This window comes from Microbulbifer aestuariivivens (genome assembly GCF_039545115.1).
In the GTDB taxonomy this organism is placed as follows: domain Bacteria; phylum Pseudomonadota; class Gammaproteobacteria; order Pseudomonadales; family Cellvibrionaceae; genus Microbulbifer; species Microbulbifer aestuariivivens.
The window spans coordinates 103,958-121,153 of the sequence record NZ_BAABRT010000006.1 but is presented as its reverse complement, the minus strand read 5'-3'; the positions used below and the strand labels follow the sequence as shown (position 1 = coordinate 121,153).

At 60.9% G+C, this 17,196-nt stretch carries 12 protein-coding genes; 10 read left to right on the top strand and 2 right to left on the bottom strand.

The features are described 5' to 3' along the window. Nucleotides 1-33 precede the first annotated feature (33 nt). Genes ABEA58_RS05300 through ABEA58_RS05290 form a run of 3 tightly spaced genes read left to right on the top strand, consistent with a single transcriptional unit; the run spans nt 34 to nt 4,055 of the window. On the top strand, nt 34-837 hold the full coding sequence (locus ABEA58_RS05300) for an enoyl-CoA hydratase/isomerase family protein (protein WP_345549519.1): 804 nt from the start codon (nt 34-36) through the stop codon (nt 835-837). Continuing rightward, nucleotides 837-2,888 carry an acetyl/propionyl/methylcrotonyl-CoA carboxylase subunit alpha gene (locus tag ABEA58_RS05295; RefSeq protein WP_345549517.1) on the top strand — a complete coding sequence of 684 codons (2,052 nt, stop codon included), beginning with the start codon at nt 837-839 and terminating at the stop codon, nt 2,886-2,888. The genes ABEA58_RS05300 and ABEA58_RS05295 overlap by 1 nt, the downstream gene beginning before the upstream one ends. 3 nt (nt 2,889-2,891) lie before the next feature. Next, nucleotides 2,892-4,055 (top strand): acyl-CoA dehydrogenase family protein, encoded by a 1,164-nt coding sequence (locus tag ABEA58_RS05290; RefSeq protein WP_345549516.1) that lies wholly within the window; start codon nt 2,892-2,894, stop codon nt 4,053-4,055. 359 nt (nt 4,056-4,414) lie between these two features. Here the strand turns inward: ABEA58_RS05290 and ABEA58_RS05285 are convergent, their stop codons facing one another. Together ABEA58_RS05285 and ABEA58_RS05280 are read right to left on the bottom strand one after the other, a co-directional pair. Beyond that, a complete protein-coding gene (locus ABEA58_RS05285; RefSeq protein ID WP_345549514.1) occupies nt 4,415-5,893 on the bottom strand; it encodes an alanine/glycine:cation symporter family protein in 1,479 nt (492 codons plus the stop codon). A gap of 119 nt (nt 5,894-6,012) precedes the next feature. Beyond that, nucleotides 6,013-6,867 (bottom strand): beta-keto acid cleavage family enzyme, encoded by an 855-nt coding sequence (locus ABEA58_RS05280; protein ID WP_345549512.1) that lies wholly within the window; start codon nt 6,865-6,867, stop codon nt 6,013-6,015. A gap of 250 nt (nt 6,868-7,117) precedes the next feature. Between ABEA58_RS05280 and ABEA58_RS05275 the strand changes: the two genes are divergently transcribed. From ABEA58_RS05275 to ABEA58_RS05245, 7 genes are all read left to right on the top strand, one after another. Continuing rightward, nucleotides 7,118-9,079 carry a S9 family peptidase gene (locus ABEA58_RS05275; protein ID WP_345549510.1) on the top strand — a complete coding sequence of 654 codons (1,962 nt, stop codon included), beginning with the start codon at nt 7,118-7,120 and terminating at the stop codon, nt 9,077-9,079. Between the two features lie 14 nt (nt 9,080-9,093). Next, complete coding sequence (gene greB / locus ABEA58_RS05270) at nt 9,094-9,594, top strand: transcription elongation factor GreB (protein ID WP_345549508.1); 501 nt, start codon at nt 9,094-9,096, stop codon at nt 9,592-9,594. Nucleotides 9,595-10,111: 517 nt separating this feature from the next. Next, nucleotides 10,112-11,470 carry an MgtC/SapB family protein gene (locus ABEA58_RS05265; protein WP_345549505.1) on the top strand — a complete coding sequence of 453 codons (1,359 nt, stop codon included), beginning with the start codon at nt 10,112-10,114 and terminating at the stop codon, nt 11,468-11,470. Between the two features lie 114 nt (nt 11,471-11,584). Then, on the top strand, nt 11,585-12,301 hold the full coding sequence (locus ABEA58_RS05260) for an ABC transporter ATP-binding protein (protein WP_345549504.1): 717 nt from the start codon (nt 11,585-11,587) through the stop codon (nt 12,299-12,301). A 221-nt stretch (nt 12,302-12,522) separates the two neighbouring features. Next, on the top strand, nt 12,523-14,901 hold the full coding sequence (locus ABEA58_RS05255) for an ABC transporter permease (RefSeq protein WP_345549502.1): 2,379 nt from the start codon (nt 12,523-12,525) through the stop codon (nt 14,899-14,901). A gap of 1 nt (nt 14,902) precedes the next feature. After that, nucleotides 14,903-16,111 carry an efflux RND transporter periplasmic adaptor subunit gene (locus ABEA58_RS05250; RefSeq protein ID WP_345549501.1) on the top strand — a complete coding sequence of 403 codons (1,209 nt, stop codon included), beginning with the start codon at nt 14,903-14,905 and terminating at the stop codon, nt 16,109-16,111. A gap of 245 nt (nt 16,112-16,356) precedes the next feature. Further along, on the top strand, nt 16,357-17,178 hold the full coding sequence (locus ABEA58_RS05245) for an SDR family NAD(P)-dependent oxidoreductase (protein WP_345549499.1): 822 nt from the start codon (nt 16,357-16,359) through the stop codon (nt 17,176-17,178). The last annotated feature ends 18 nt before the right edge of the window (nt 17,179-17,196 follow it).

Below are 17,196 nucleotides of genomic sequence, written 5' to 3'. Positions count from 1 at the left end.
CAACAACCTACAAACAGCCGGGAGAAAGCTGCCATGCAGGGGCTTATTACAGAGCAGACAGGCTGCGCCCTGACCGTGACCTTAAACCGTCCGCAACAGCGCAATGCCCTCAACAGCGCCACGCTTGATGAGCTTGAGCGTAAATTGGGAGAAGCCGAGGACAACCCCCAGCTGCGTGCGCTGGTGATCCGCGGCGCTGGCGGCAATTTCTGTGCGGGAGGCGACCTCGCAGATATGCTCGAAGCGCAACAGGCATACAGTGACGGAAACCAGCGCGCCTTTACGGAACTGAGCCGGCGCTACGGCGGGCTGCTGCAGGCACTGAAGCGCAGCCGCCTCGTCATCATCTGCGCCGTGGAAGGTGTCGTCATGGGTGGAGGCGTCGGCCTTGTGTGTGCCAGTGACTTCACCATTGCCGCACCGGGTTCTCGCTTTTCGCTTCCGGAGACCCGGCTCGGCCTCATCCCGGCACAAATCGCACCATTCCTCAACAGCCGCATCGGCCCCGGACAAACCCGGCGCCTCGCTCTGGCAGGTGAAATCCTCGATGCGGCAGAGGCTCAGCATATCGGCCTGGTGCATCAACTGGCAGTGAGTGCGGAGGAGCTTGGCCGCGGTGTCGATGGCATCCTCGACAATATCCGTCGCAGTGCCCCCGGAGCACTCGCCACCACCAAGACACTGGTACGCCGCTCGGGAGAAATTTCTGACGAAGAGCTCGGCGCGCTTCTGGATGAGGCAGCTGAGGACTTCTCCGCCGCAGTATTGAGCGAAGAAGCCAAAGAGGGAGCGATGGCATTCATCGAAAAACGCAAACCGTATTGGGCCCAGGAATAATGCAAAAGCAAAATACCCAGCAGGAAAATATCAGCGGCACACGCCCTTCTGTGTTAATTGCCAACCGCGGCGAAATTGCTGTGCGGATTATCCGTACGGCTCGCAGTCTGGGCTACCGCACCATCGCCATCTACAGCGATGCTGATAAAGACGCACCCCACGTGGCACTGGCGGATACCGCAGTTGGCATTGGCGGGCGAACACCAGCCGAATCCTATCTGGTCATCGATAAACTGATCGAGGCTGCCGAGCGCAGCGGCGCCGACCTGGTTCACCCGGGCTACGGATTCCTGTCCGAAAATGGTGAATTCGCCAACGCCTGTAGCGAGCGCGGGATCAAATTTATCGGCCCCACTCCCGAGAGCATTGAGCTCATGGGCAACAAGCGCCGGGCCAAGGAAGTCGCGGAAGCAGCCGGAGTGTCGGGTATCCCCGGCTACAGTGGCAGTCAAACCGATGAATCCCTGCTTGCCGCTGCCCGTGACATCGGTTTCCCGGTGATGGTCAAGGCCGCAGATGGCGGCGGCGGCCGTGGTATGCGTCTGGCCGAGAGTGCCGAAAACCTGCCCCGCCAGCTGCAGTCCGCCCGTACTGAAGCGCAGGCGGCATTTGGCAGCGATGAACTGATTCTGGAAAAAGCCATTTTCGGTGGTCGCCATATCGAAGTGCAGGTGTTTGCCGATACCCACGGCAATGCGGTGCATCTGGGCGAAAGGGATTGCTCCCTGCAACGCCGGCACCAGAAAATCATCGAAGAGTGCCCGTCACCGGCGGTGAACCCAGAGCTTCGCGCCCGCCTGGGTGCCGCGGCCACAGCGATCGTTCGCGCCTGCCAATACGTTGGCGCCGGCACTGTGGAGTTCCTGTTGGATCGCGACAACAACTTCTACTTCCTGGAGATGAACACCCGCCTGCAGGTGGAGCACCCGGTAACGGAAATGGTGACAGGCTTTGACCTTGTTGCCTGGCAGCTGGCCGTTGCCGGCGGCGAAGCATTGCCAGTCACCCAGGAAATCATCGATGAACGCCTGCGCACAGGCGGGCACTCCATCGAAGCGCGTCTGTACGCGGAAGACCCTGCCCAGGGCTTCCTGCCGCAGAGCGGACGTATTCTCTACTGGCAAGCGCCTACCGGCGAGGGTGTTCGCGTGGATGCCGGTATCCGCAGCGGTCAGGAAATCACCCCTTACTATGATCCCATGCTGGGCAAGTTGATCACCTGGGGGGAGAATCGCGAGCAGGCCCGGCTGCGGCTTCTCACCGCGCTGCAAAACCCAAGTTTTGCGGGCCCGACCAATAACTTTGCCTTCCTCTGTGATCTCACCGCGAACCCGGCATTTGCCGCCGGGGAAGTGACCACGGATTTCCTCGACAACAGCAGCCTGTCTCTGGATAACCCAGCGCCCTCAGCTGAGATCCTCGCCGCCGCCACCGTACTGCTCCATGAGAGCCGTGTGCGCACTCAGGACCGCAGCGCGGGCCGCAGCAACTGGCGCAGCGCCAGCGACGCCACACCGCTGCGCTACCGCCTGCAAAATGGCGAGGATACTTTCGACTGTCAGCTGTCACCCCAGCAAGGCGGCAGCTACCGTTTCGGTTGCGATGAAAGCCATTTGACGGTCTCGGTAAATCACGCTGATTCAGATAGCCAGCTTCAGCACTGTGAAGTCACCCTGGACGGCCAGCGCAAGCCTTATGGGTATCTGCGTGACCAACAGACCCTCTACCTGCTGGATAACGGCAGACAGTGGGTGTTTTCCGATATCACCCACGCGCCCAGCCAGAAAAACAGCGCGGCCGGATCCGGCCATGTTATGGCGCCGATGGACGGCTGCGTAACCGAAGTGAACGTCAAAGCAGGCGACAAGGTGTCCGCAGGCCAGGTGCTGGCAGTGATGGAGGCCATGAAAATGGAACATCCGCTCAAAGCGGCCTGTGATGGTACCGTGGTGAGCCTTGGCACCAGCCCGGGGGATCAGGTGCGCGGTGGCCAGCTATTGGTCGAGATCGAGCCTGATACCGCAGACGCCGAGCAAAGCGCCGAGGCCTAGGCCGTGTTTGATATCGACAGCACGCGCTCGCCAAATCCATTTTTCACCGAGGAACACCAGCAGTGGCGGAGCCAGCTCCGCCGCTTTGTCTCCCGCGAAATCATGCCTCATGTTGATGATTGGGATGAGGCCGGAGCGCTGCCAGACGCGCTTTGGTCCCGGGCGGCGGACATAGGCCTGCTGCAGCTGGGGTTCCCGGAGGAATATGGCGGTGTACCGGCGGATATCTTCCATATTATTGTCGCCGCCGAGGAGTTGGCGCGCTGTGGTGCCGGCGGTCTCTACGCGAGCCTGCTGGTTCACGGCATCGCCCTGCCCCCACTGGTACATTACGGCTCGGCCCAGCTCAAAGCCGCGGTGATCCCGCCGGTATTGCGCGGCGAGAAACATATCTCACTGGCGGTGACAGAACCCGGCGGTGGCTCCGATGTGGCCAACCTGAGCTGCAGTGCCAGAAAAGTCGGTGACGAATTCATCGTCAACGGTGAGAAGACATTTATCACCGGCGGCATGCGGGCAAACTGGTTCACCACCGCGGTTCGCACTGGCGGAGAGGGGTTTGGGGGTATTTCCCTGCTTCTGATCCCGGCGGACGCAGCGGGAGTGAGTCGCACCCACCTCGATAAAAAACAGGGTTGGTGGTGCTCTGATACGGCCAGTATCTTCTTCGACGATGTACGTGTACCCGCAGCCAACCTGATCGGTGCAGAAAATCAGGGTTTTCTCCCCATCGTGCACAACTTCAATCAGGAGCGCCTGGGAATTACCGCTTCCTGTATTGAATACAGCCGTGTTTGCCTGCAGGAGGCGATCGAGTGGGCACAGGAGAGACAGACCTTCGGCAAGCGCCTGGCCAATCACCAGGTCATCCGTCATAAGTTTGCACAGATGCTACAGCGTATTAACGCGACCCAGGCCTATATGGACATGTGCGCCTGGGCGGAACAGCAAGGCCAATTGAAAATCGCCGATGTGGCGCTTCTCAAGGTTCAGGCGACCGAGACACTGGAATTCTGCGCACGCGAAGCCATGCAGGTGATCGGGGGAGCCAGCTATTTTCGCGGAAGCCGTGTAGAGCGGATCTACCGCGAGGTGCGGGTTAATGCGATTGGAGGCGGCTCAGAGGAAATCCTCAGAGACCTGGCGTCGCGCCAGATGGGTATATGACCTGGGAGGCGGGTGTCGGATTTGTCTGCACCCCAGTGCGCCTGCGCGCCTCTGATCCCCGCCCTGCTTTTGAGGCAACCCTGCATTTGATTTGCGGCATTTTTTATCCGCGCCCCTTTCATGTCCCGCCCCTTTCAACTCCCGTTCGTTTCAATTCCAGTCCCTTTCACCCCCCGACCTGTTTAAGTCCGGATACCGTGATATTCGGGTGACTTTTACCGGGTAGCCTTTAGGCGAGTAACCTTTTCCCGATTACATTTTTTCCGATTACATTTTTCCCGAGTAGCTTTTCCCGAGTACCCTTTCACCGAGCTCCTTTTCCCCGGATAGCTAGTCCCCGGGTACCGTTGAATTTGAAGCTACTTGCGATCGCCATCCCAGATATCGTGCTCAACCCCTGGAATATCGTGTTTGCGCGCATCAAAGACCGGTTCCACCACCCCCCTCGCTCGCTGCGATTCGTAATCCGCCATCACCCGAAAAGCCACGCCGGAGAGCAGCAGAATGGCAATTAAGTTGACAGTCGCCATAAAGCCCATGGACATATCCGCCATGTTCCACAGCAGGGCGAAATTGTCTGAGCTGCCGCTGTAAGCGACCCAGGCACCAAACAGGATGAACAGGATATACAGCGCCCGATAGATAAAAATCGAGGTGCGGCTGTGCCACAGGTAGAAAATATTGGTTTCGGCGTAGTAGTAATTGGCAATAATCGAGGTAAACGCAAAGAAGATCAGCGCAATCGCCACAAAGCTGCCGCCCCAGGCACCCACCTCACTGGCAAGCGCATCCTGGGTCAGGGTAATCCCCTCCATGCTCCCCAGCATGTGCACATCCGCGAGCAGAATGATGGCAGCGGTGGCCGTGCAGATCATCAGGGTATCGAGAAACACCGAGGCCATCTGCACATAACCCTGCACCGCCGGGTGCTTCACATCCGCCGCCGCCGCCACGTTGGGGGAGGAGCCCATGCCCGCCTCATTGGAAAAAAGCCCCCGCTTGATACCGTTGGCGATCACAGCGCCGAGCGCACCTGCGCCAGCCTCCTCCAATCCAAAGGCATTGCCGATAATCTGTCCCAATACCCGTGGCAATTCACCCAGATTCATCACAATCACGACAATGGCGATGGCGAGGTAGGCCATCGCCATAAAGGGCACGACGATACTGGCAAAGCGACCGATACTGTGAATGCCGCCAAAAACAATGGCGCCCGCCAGCAGCGCGACACAGGCACCGACCAGTAACGGATTCACACCCCAGGCACCACTGACAGCGGCCGCCATCGCATTGGCCTGTACGGCATTAAAGAAAAAGCCAAAGCTCAAAATCAGGAAGATTGAGAAGAGAATGGACAGCCAGCGCCAGCCCCTGCCCAGCCCCTTCTCGATGTAATAGGCGGGGCCGCCACGAAAAGTACCCTGCTCGTCGCCGCGCTCCTTGTAGACTTGGGCGAGGGTGTTCTCGACAAAGCTGGTGGCCATGCCAAGCAGCCCGACCATCCACATCCAGAAAACCGCGCCCGGACCACCGACGGTAATTGCCACCGCGACACCGGCGATATTTCCCGTACCCACCCGTGCGGCGGCACTGGTGGCAAAGGCTTCAAAGGAGGAGACGGAGCCGCTGTGTTCGTGGCGGAAACTGTGGCGCATCACCCACAGCATATGCCCGAAGCCCCGGAACTGGATAAAGCGGCTGTGCCAGGTGAAATAGATACCGGCTGGCAGCAGAGCGGTAATCAGGATGCCCAACCACCAGAAGCCTCCGAGCCCGCCCCAGGTAATGGCATTACCCCAACTGACGAAACTAGACAGGCTATCGAGAAAGGCTTGCATGCAGCGCTCCAGACACTTCTTAGCCCGCAAACCCGCGCACTGAGGCACGGGCTTGTGGCGGGCAGATCCACCGATCTATTTAGCTTAGATCAAGCGGGAAGCGTCTGGGCGCATTTTACTTAGAGAAAAATCTCACGTGCCCGCTCAGGTGATACCACTTTGCGGCCGGCCTGCTGAGCCACTTCGACCAGTGCATCGATCAGCTGACCGTTACCGGACGTTCGCTCACCGCCCGGCAGGTAGAAGGTGTCCTCCACCCCGGTGCGCAGGTGACCACCCAGCTCGGCGGTGCGACGGTGTACCGGCCAGATTTCCTCCCGGCCGATCACGGTGGTCTGCCACAGGGCACCGGGCTTCATGTAGCGCGGCAGCAGGGCCAGCAGGTCGGCGTCCGCGGGCATACCCGAGGCAACCCCCATAACCAGGTTGTAATTGGCCCGGTCCACCAGACCCACATCGGCAAACATCCCCACGGAACGCACAATACCCACATCGAAGCACTCGAATTCCGGGCGGGTACCGGTCTCGGCACAGACTGCAAGCAGCTCTTCGACCTTGTCTACCGGGTTCTCAAACAGCATCGGCGGCCAGGCCCAGGTGCCGTTAGAGCGAGCCTTGAGGTAATTCAGGCTGCCGGCATTACAGGCCGCAATCTCCGGCCGGCCGGCGCGAATGCACTCCAGCGCACCGGCCTGATCGCGGCCAATGGTGCCGGTGGTGAAATTCATGATGACACCCGGGCAGGCGCCACGAATGGCCTCGGCAATGGCTGTCGCCACCTCGGGGTCCCAGCTGGGCAGGTGACCCAAACCGGGCTCCTGCGAGCGAAAATGCACATGCATTACCGAAGCGCCGGCGTCATAAGCCTCTTTGGCCGCCTGGGCCATCTGCTCCGGTGTCACAGGTACGGGGTGTTGACTGGGGTTGGTAAGCACCCCAGTCAGGGCGCAGGTAATCACGACCTCATCGGACATTCCTATTTCCTCTTTCATCGTGGCGGCCTATGCCGCCGTTACCAGCCTTCAACCGGGACCGCATCGAAAGCGCGAAGAGCAACCAAGCACTTGCTTGGTTTTGCTAACGAGAAGCTATCATACTGTCTCCCGGGACAGAACCCTTTTTGTGCCTCTTTGCTTCTCTAAGCCCCGTCAGGCCACACTTTCTTGTGTCGGCAATAAGGCATCGGCAAAATGCCCCGCATATTCACGGACAGAGAGTTCACCGATGAGCGATTCCGCAGTCAACAAAGTGCCCTACGGCAGCTGGAAGTCGGCGATCAGTGCCGATCTGCTGGTCGCTGGCAGTGTTCGGCTGAGTGAAGCCACCGTCGCCGATGGCAATTTCTACTGGCTGGAATCGCGCCCGCAGGAAAAAGGCCGCTCCGTACTGGTGCAGTGCACCCCCGCGGGGGATCGCCGCGATGTGATACCGGCCCCCCTCAGTGTGCGCTCGAAAGCTCATGAATATGGTGGCGCCAGCTATCTCGTGCGTGACGGGGTGGTGTACTTTGTACTGGCGGATGACCAGCGCATTTACCGCATGGGCCTCGGTGATAAAACACCGCAAGCACTGACCGTCGAAGGGCCATACCGGCACGCCGACCTGCATCTGGATCAACGCCACAATCGCCTGTTGTGCGTACAGGAGGACTACTCCCCCTGTGCCACCGGCGGCGAAGCCAAGGCCCGCATCGTGGCTGTTGACCTGGCCACCGACCCGGCCGCCGATGAACCGCAACCCGCAAAGGTCATTGCGGAGGGCGCCGACTTTTATTCCAACCCGGCACTGAGCCCCGACGGCAAGCAGCTGAGCTTCCTGCGCTGGTTCCATCCCGATATGCCCTGGGACGCCACCCAGCTGTGCCTGGCCGAGCTGGACAGTGACGGCAACCCGACCAGTGTCGAGGTGGTCGCCGGAGGGGATGGTGAATCCATCTTCCAGCCCCAGTGGTCACCGGCCGGCGAACTGTTTTACGTTTCTGACCGCAGCAACTGGTGGAATCTGTATCGCCTCGGCGACAGCGAGCCACTGTGGGCACGGGAAGCCGAGTTCGCCACACCCCAGTGGGTGTTCGGCATGTCCACCTATGGATTTATCACCTCAGACCAGATTCTCTGCACCTTTACCGAAAACGGCCGCTGGCGGCTGGGTGTGATCGACCTCAGCAGTGGCAACCACAAACTGATCGAGCAGCCCTACTGCGATATCGAAAGTGTGCGCTGCGAAAGCCACAAAGCGATCATGATTGCCGCCGCCGGCGACCGCTTTCCCGCCGTGGTGTCTTTCGATGATCACACCGGCAGATTCCAGCGGATCGCCAGCAGCAACGACAGCCAGCTGCCGCAGGAGGTGTTTTCCTCCGCGCAGGCGGTCGAATTCCCCGCCGGGGACAGAACCGTGCACGGCTTCTACTACGCCCCGCAAAACCCCGCCTGCACCGCGCCCGAGGGCGATCTGCCCCCCTTGATCGTGCTCAGCCACGGCGGCCCCACCGGCGCCACTTCCACCGGCCTCAACCTCAAAGTCCAGTACTGGACCAGCCGCGGCTTCGCCATCCTCGATGTCAACTATTCCGGCAGCACCGGCTATGGCCGCAGCTACCGGGATAGGCTGCGGGATAACTGGGGCATCATGGATGTGGAGGATGTCTGCGCCGGCGCCGAATATCTCGTCGCCAAAGGGCTTGCCGATCCCCAGCGCCTGCTGATCAAAGGCGGTAGCGCCGGCGGCTATACCGTACTGGCGGCACTGACTTTCCACAGCACGTTCAAAGCGGGCGCCAGCCACTACGGCATCGGCGATCTCACCACCCTCGCCCGCGACACCCACAAGTTTGAATCGCGCTACCTCGACCGTCTGGTTGGTCCCTGGCCGGAGGCCGAAGCAACCTACCGCGCCCGCTCACCCATCAACCATGTGGACCAGCTGTCCTGCCCGGTAATTTTCTTCCAGGGCATGGAAGACAAAGTGGTGCCACCCAATCAGGCCGAGGCCATGGTGCAAGCCCTGCGCGGCCGGGGAATCCCGGTCGCCTACGTGACCTTCGCCGATGAGGGACACGGTTTCCGCGGCGCAGACAGCATCAAAATGGCCATGCAAGGCGAGCTGGAATTTTACAGCCGCATATTCGGCTTTGCGCTGGCCGAACCCGGCCCCGGTATTACCATCGACAACCTGGACCATTGAGCATGGGCAGAGGCATGGGCAGATACAGGCCACCGCGCCCCCGAGGTTCCCGCTACATCACTCCCGAGGGTGCGCGGCGCATGCGCGCCGAACTCAAGCACCTGTGGGAAGAGGAGCGGCCCCGGGTCACCAATGCCGTCAGCGAGGCGGCAAAGCTGGGAGACCGCTCCGAGAACGCCGACTATATCTATGGCAAAAAACGCCTGCGGGAAATCGACAGCCGCGTGCGCTTTCTCACCAAGCGTCTCGAAGAAGTGACCGTTGTTGACCGCATACCGGAAGACCGGGAAAAAGTCTTCTTCGGCGCCTGGGTCAGCCTTGAGGATGAAGACGGCAACGCCCTCACCTACCGCATTGTCGGACCCGATGAGTTCGATGTGAAACAGGGGCTCATCTCCATGGACTCCCCGGTAGCCCGGCGCCTGCTTGGTCGACGACTGGATGATGAAGTGGACCTGAAAATTGGCGAGAGCTGGATCACCTACTACGTGATCGACATCCGTTATGAGGAATAACAACGGCGATTTTTAGCGGGAATTGTCCAGCACATCGTCGTTATCCAATCTGCTTTTGAGCCTGGGCTGGAGACTGGGGCCAGCTATAGAAGTCCGCATCGACCCGCGCGTAAATTTCGTGTCAACGTCGCCTGCCGATACCGCGGCCGGCAATGCGTAACCGACACCAAAACGCACCTCTGCTCCTCCAGCCCCAAAGCTGGATACAGCCCAGCTGACGCCTTCCCTCAGGATACATTTCACCCCGCTCAGGCTGGCACTTCCCTCAAATTTCTGGCCTCCTCTTCATCTGCAAAGCGGGAACAGTAGCTCCGCAGTCTCTGGTGTGCCTCCGTTGTGACTATTATTGAAGAGACGGTACTGCTTAGCTGCGGTAGCGTTTAGTGGCTGTAGCGTCTAGCGGCGGCAGCAAAGTAGTCTGCAGGCGCAGCTACTGAGACGCAGGGGAGTAAGAGACTGGCGTATCTGGGGGGTATTGGCGCTAGGGGCTTTTCTCATTCAAGGCTAGAGCAAAATAATGACAGGCTGGATATTCTTGCAGGCATCTTTGAGCAACACCTCTGTCGCCGCACCGCAAAGCGCAGCCGAGCCCAGCCCGGCGGCGCTGGCGGGCCGGTTAGACGGCGTTACCGATCTGGACACCATCACCGCCTTCGCGATTGCCCTGGGGCTTGGGTTGCTGATCGGCCTGCAGCGCGAGCGCAGTACCGACCGCCTCGGCGGCATTCGCACCTTCCCATTGATTGGCCTGTTCGGGGCCCTGACTGCGCAGCTGGCGCAGGTTTTCAGCACACCCTGGCTGCTGCTGGCGGGTTTCCTGTGCATGACCATGCTGATTCTACTGGGGAACCTGGAACGGCTGCGCGGCGAGAGTGAAAGCAGCGGTATCACCACCGAAATCACCGCGCTGCTGATGTACCTGCTGGGTATCTTCCTGGTATCCGGCGACAAGATGCTGGCGGTTGCCCTCGGCGGCACCATCGCTATCCTGCTGCACCTCAAACCCAGTATGCACAGGTTCGCCAAAACGCTGCCGGAAAAGGATCTCCGCGCGATCATGCAGTTTGCCCTGATCTCGCTGATTATCCTGCCGGTGCTTCCCAACCAGACCTTCGGCCCCTACGGGGTTTTGAACCCGTTCAAGATCTGGCTCTTGGTGGTACTGATTGTCGGTATCGCCCTCGGCGGCTATGCGGCCTATAAACTGGCGGGAGCGCGTGCCGGCACACTGCTGAGCGGCATCATCGGCGGGCTGATTTCCTCAACCGCCACCACGGTGAGTTACGCACGCAGGGCGCGGGAAAACCCGGCCATTTCGGATCTGGCCTCGCTGGTGATATTGATCGCCTCGACCACCATCCTCGTGCGTATGCTGGTGGAAATTGCCGTGGTTGCGCCGGCAATCGTCTTGAAGTTTGTGCCACCCCTGGCCGCTCTGCTGGTTGTCAGTATTATCATCTGTGCGCTTGGCTACCGCTTTGTCGGCCAGCGGGAATACCAGATGCCGGAACACGGCAACCCGGCAGAGTTGGGGCCGGCACTGATTTTCGGAGGGCTGTATGCGCTGGTACTGGTGGCGATCGCTGCGGCGCGGGAATACTTTGGCAGCAGTGGCATCTATGTGGTGGCACTGATCTCCGGTTTCACCGATGTCGACGCCATTACCCTGTCCACCGCCAACCTGGCGAATCAGGGCACGCTGCAAATCGATACCGCCTGGCGCTCGATGATTATCGCCACCCTCTCGAACATGGTTTTCAAGGTGGGCGCGGCGGGCATCCTCGGGGGCAGGCAGTTGTTTTCCCGGGTGCTGGTGCTGTTTATTGTGCCGTTTATTGCCGGTCTCGCCGTGGTCTTTTTCTGGCCCGCAGGCTAACGCGGGGCCGCCGTGTATTAGGCCGCCGGCCCGGCAATCGCATTCCGCGAAACCGGGACGACTCCAGCGCCACCACTTTGGCCTGCGCTAAGGCGAGGTTATATTGAGTGCACCATGGATGACAATAACTACCCGGCTTTTCGCGCGGAGGGACTCACCAAGATCTACGGCAGTGGCGATACCCGCGTGTTCGCCCTGCGCGGTGTGGATCTGGAAGTGCCGCGGGGGGAGATGGTGGTGCTGCTGGGCCCGTCCGGCAGTGGAAAATCCACCCTGCTGAATATTCTCGGCGGCCTGGATTTCCCCACCGCAGGGCGCGTTTTCTTCGACCACTGGGAACTCACCGCCTTTGACGACCGCCACCTCACCCAATTCCGGCGCGAGCACGTGGGTTTTGTATTCCAGTTCTACAACCTGATTCCAAGCCTCACCGCCAGGGAAAATGTGGCACTGGTCACCGAGATCGCCAGCAATCCGATGGAGCCAGAGACCGCGCTGCGACTGGTGGGGCTGGAGCAGCGCATGCACCACTTCCCGGCCCAGCTGTCCGGCGGCGAACAGCAGCGGGTTGCCATCGCCCGCGCCATTGCCAAGCAGCCCACGGTACTCTTCTGCGATGAACCCACCGGCGCCCTGGACAGCAAGACCGGCATCGTGGTGCTGGAGGCCATCGCCCGGGTCAACCGCGAGCTGAATACCACCACCATGGTGATTACCCACAATGCGGGCATAGCGGATATGGCGGATCGTGTGCTGTACATGGCCGATGGCCAGATTCAGGAAAGCCGGGTCAACGAGTCGCCCTGTGCGCCCTCGGACCTGAGCTGGTAGAGGAGGCGGCGCAATGGATTTCCTGTTGGTGGCCGAGAATACGCTGGCGAGTGCGCTCGCTGCAGCGGGGAAAAATCAACAAGGCAGCGCCGTGGGAAAAGGCCGCCGACTGTCCCAATCCCAATCCCAGTCCAAGTCCCAATCCAAGTCCCAGTCCAAGTCCCAGTCCAAGTCCCAGTCCCAACCCAACTCAACCCCGCTGAGAGGATAGCCGCCGGAATATGTGGATCAACTGGTTGCGCCCACTCGACCGCAAGCTGGTGCGGGATCTCTGGTCCATCAAGGGCCAGGCGCTGGCCATCGCCATCGTGATCGGCTGTGGGATCGGGATGTACGTCATGTCCAAGGGTATGCTGGTTTCGCTGGCAGAAACCCGCAGCGCCTATTACGAGCGCTATCGCTTCGCGGACGTGGTAGCGCCGGTCAAGCGCGCCCCCAATGCACTGCTGGAAGAGATCAGCGCGCTTGCGGGTGTGCGACGGGCGGAGACCCGCATACGCGCCGGTGTCATTCTCGACGTTGAAGGGGCGCCAGCACCGATTACCGGTGAAATTCAGTCCCTGCCCCCCCGGGCCCAGCCGCGCATCAATGACATAGTGCTGCGTCGGGGGCGCTATTTCGATGCGCAACACGAAGACGAGGTGCTGGTGCTGGACGCCTTTTCGGAAGCGCATGGGCTGGAACCGGGTGACCATCTATACGCCATCCTCAACGGCACCAAAAAGCGCCTTACCGTCACAGGCATCGTGCTGTCACCGGAATATGTGTATGCCATCTCGCCAGGCGAAATCGTGCCGGACAAGAAGCGTTTCGGCGTGTTGTGGATGAACCGCAAGGCCCTGGCCCACGCCTTCGACCTGGACGGCGCCTTTAACGAAGCGCTGATCCTCACCTCGGCGGGCACCGACGAGGATGCCCTGATCCAGCGCCTCGATACCCTGCTGAAACGCTACGGGGCCACCGGTGCCTACGGGCGCGACCAGCAGATTTCCGACCAGTTTCTTACCAACGAGATCAACCAGCTGCAAACCATCGGCCGCATACTGCCGCCCATTTTCCTGCTGGTGGCGGCTTTTCTGCTCAACGTGGTGGTCGGCCGCCTGATCGATACAGAGCGGGAACAGATCGGCCTGCTGAAGGCATTTGGCTATGGCAACCGGACCGTGGCCACCCATTACCTGAAGATGATCGGTGTGATTACCCTGCTTGGGGCAATCCTCGGCATCCTGCTTGGCATCTGGCTCGGTCGCGGCCTCGCCCATATGTACCAGGACTTTTTCAAATTTCCGTTTCTGCTGTTCCGCCCGCCCCCCGGGGTTTATCTGGTGTCGGTGGGCTTCAGCCTGCTGGTTGCCGGGGTCGGAACCGCCGCTTCCGTGCGCCGGGTGATGCAGCTCGAACCCGCCGTGGCCATGGTCCCTCCCCCTCCGGCGGACTACAGCCTTGCCGCCAACTGGCTGCAGCGCTTATCCCCGTGGGTGGATCAGCCCAGCCGCATGATCCTCAGGCATCTCTACCGCTGGCCCAAACGCGCCGCCATGACGGTACTCGGCATCGCCATGTCCATGGGGCTTTTGATCGGCGCCAGCTTTTCCATGGACGCGATGATGTACATGGTGGACATCAGCTTCAACGTGATCGACCGCCAGGACGTCACGGTGAATTTTGTTGAGCCGCGCAATAAGCGCGCCCTTGAAGATGTATTGCACGCCCCCGGTGTGATGGCGGCAGAGCCGTTCCGCGCCATTCCGGTGGTCTTTCGCAACGGCGCGCATGTGCGCCGGGAGGCGATCCTTGGCCTTGAAACCGCGCCACAGCTGAGCCGCGTCGTCGATACCGAGTTTCGGCCGGTGCCACTGCCCGAGCACGGACTGGTGCTCTCGGACAAGCTGGCGGAGCTGTTGGATGTCGGCAGTGGCGACCTGCTGCGGGTCGAAGTGCGCAGCGGCCGGCGGCCGGAGCTGGACATTCCGGTCAGCGGCATCGTAAAAACCTACATGGGCACCGCCGCCTATATGCACCTGGATGCCCTCAACCGCATGCTCAAGGAGGACAGCGCCATCAGCGGCGCCTACCTGCTGGTCGACCCGGACAAGACCGAGCGCCTTTACCAGGCTTTAAAAAATACCCCGGTGGTGGCCGGCGTCAGCCTGCAGGAGCAGGCTCAGAACGCCTTCTATGAAACGCTGCAGGACAGTCTGGGCACCTTTGTTTTTTTCAACACCCTGTTCGCAGGCCTGATCGCTGTCGGCGTTGTGTATAACAACGCGCGTATTTCCCTCTCGGAACGGGGGCGCGAGCTGGCGAGCCTGCGGGTGCTGGGCCTCACCCGCGGCGAGGTTTCGTATATCCTGCTGGGAGAGCTGGCGCTGCTTACCCTGCTGGCCCTGCCGCTGGGCGCGCTGTTCGGCTATGCACTGGCCGCCCTGCTGGTACGGTCCTTCGATACCGAGCTGTTTCGCATCCCGCTGGTCATCAGCGATTCCACCTATGGCTACGCCGCGCTGGTGGTCGTGCTGGCGGCGGTGGCATCCGGGTTGCTGGTGCGCAGACGAATCGACCACCTCGACCTGATCGCGGTCCTGAAAACACGGGAGTGATATGCGCAAGAAGCTGCTGCGGAAAATCGTGATCGGCGCCCTGCTCGGCGCGCTGGGGCTGTTCTTCGTCTATGCGTACCTGCCAGATCCGGTGCCGGTCGATCTCGCCGAGGTGTCGCGGGGGCCGCTCGAAGTCCAGGTTCGCGATGAGGGCTATACCCGGGTGCACGATGTTTATGTGGTCTCGGCGCCGGTAACCGGATACCTGCTGCGCATCAACCGCGAAGTGGGTGACGAAGTCAGCGCCGGCAAAACACTGGTGGCGCAAATGCTGCCCGCAAGCCCGGCCTTTCTGGATAAACGCGGCCGCACCCAGGCTCTGGCGGCGATCCAGAGCGCCGAGGCCGCGCTGAACCTCGCCCATGCCGAGCGCCGGGATGCCGAAGCCCGGCTGGCATTTGCCCGCGCCGATGTGCGCCGCATCCGGGCCATGGCCGTGAAAAACTATGTCTCGCAATCGGAGCTTGAGCGCGCCGAGTTGGCCCTCGACAGCGCCGTGGCCGCAGTGGACACCGCCAAGGCCGCGGAGCGTGCCCGCGCCGGCGATGTGGACAGCGCCCGCGCCCTGCTGATCGCCCCGGAGCCCGGCAGCGTCAGCGACCCGAAAGACATAGTGCAGGTCACCGCGCCCGTGAGCGGTCGGGTGCTGCGGCTGCAGCAGGAGAGCGAGCGGGTGGTGCTTGCCGGCACCCCGCTGGTGGAAATCGGCAACGCCGCGAAGCTTGAAGTAGTGGTGGATCTGCTATCCCGCGATGCGGTGCAGGTAGAGCCGGGAGCGCCGGTGGAATTCACCAGCTGGGGCGGCGACCGGCCGCTCAGCGGAAGCGTGCGTTTGATAGAGCCTTTTGGTTTCACCAAGTTCTCCGCGCTGGGCATCGAGGAGCAGAGGGTCAATGTGATCGTCGACTTTACCGAGCCGCGAGAGCGCTGGTCGCGCCTCGGCCACGGCTACCGGGTCGATGCCGCCATTCGCATCTGGCGCGGCGAGGATATTCTGCAGATACCGACCGGTGCGCTGTTTCGCCATCGGGGCGATTGGGCGGTATTCCGGGTCAATGGTGAGCGGGTGGAGCGCGTGCTGGTCAAAGTGGGCAGGAACAACGGCCTGCAGGCGGAAATATTGGACGGACTGGAAAATGGCCAGGTGCTGGTGCTCCATCCCAGCGAGCGCATTTCCGATGGCGTGAAAGTCCAGCAGCGCCAGCAATAGAGATCAGCGCCGGCAAGACCCACTTTCGTTGAAATTCCCGCCGACCTCTGCAAATACTGGCCTTTCTCCCTCTTGCCCGGGTCACCGGTCATGTTATTGTCGAAAAGCTCGTCTGTCGGGTTCTATGTCTCCGGAGCAATGATCACCTCCGATACACCCCCGCACCCGAGCCCATATCAATCCAAAACAAACTGCCCTGATACATCGGGGCGGAATAAATAATAAACACGGACACGGAGAAGCCCATGACTGCCTGGAAGCACGCGATGATTACCGGCGGGGGAAGTGGTATTGGCTATGGACTGACCCTGAGGATGCTTAAGCGCGGAACTCAGGTATCGATCCTCGACCTGAATCTGCCCGAAGAAAAAAAGGCAGCGCTGGATAGCGCAGCGAAGGCCGGCGGCGGACGTTGGGAGTATTTTCCCATGGATATCTGCACCGTTCAGGAAGTGGATCAGGCGGTCGCAAAGGCCGTGCGCGCATTCGGTTCACCGGATCTGGCACTCAACTGCGCCGGCATCCTCATCAATCGTCCTTTCGTCGATCTCACTCCCGAAGAGTTCCATCGGGTTGTCAACGTCAACCTGAATGGCAGTTTCCATTTCGCCCGCGCGGCAGTGCCACACCTGCAGCCGGGCAGCCGCCTGGCCCTGATTGCCTCCCTGGCAGGACTCACCAGCAACTACGGCTACGCTGGCTACTCGGCCTCCAAGTTCGGGGTTGTCGGCCTGGCCACCAACCTGCGCTTTGAACTTGAACCGCTGGGCATCAACGTCAGCTGCATCTGCCCGGGAGAAATCCGCACGCCGATGGTGGCTCAGGAAAAGGTGGATGCTCACCCGGCCTCGCTGGAATTGCGCAAGGCGGCCGGTTCGCTGGATGTGGATACCGCATGCGACCAGATCTTCAGCGGCCTGCAACGGGGCAAGTGGCAGATTATCCCGGGGGTGCGCGCCAAAGCCGTGGCCATGGCCTATCGCTTGATCCCGGGCATCGTGTTCAGCCTGAGCGGTATCTGGCTGAAAAAAATACTGAGCAAAGAGAGCTCCGTTACCAGCTCTTGATGGCAGTCTGTCGTTCCT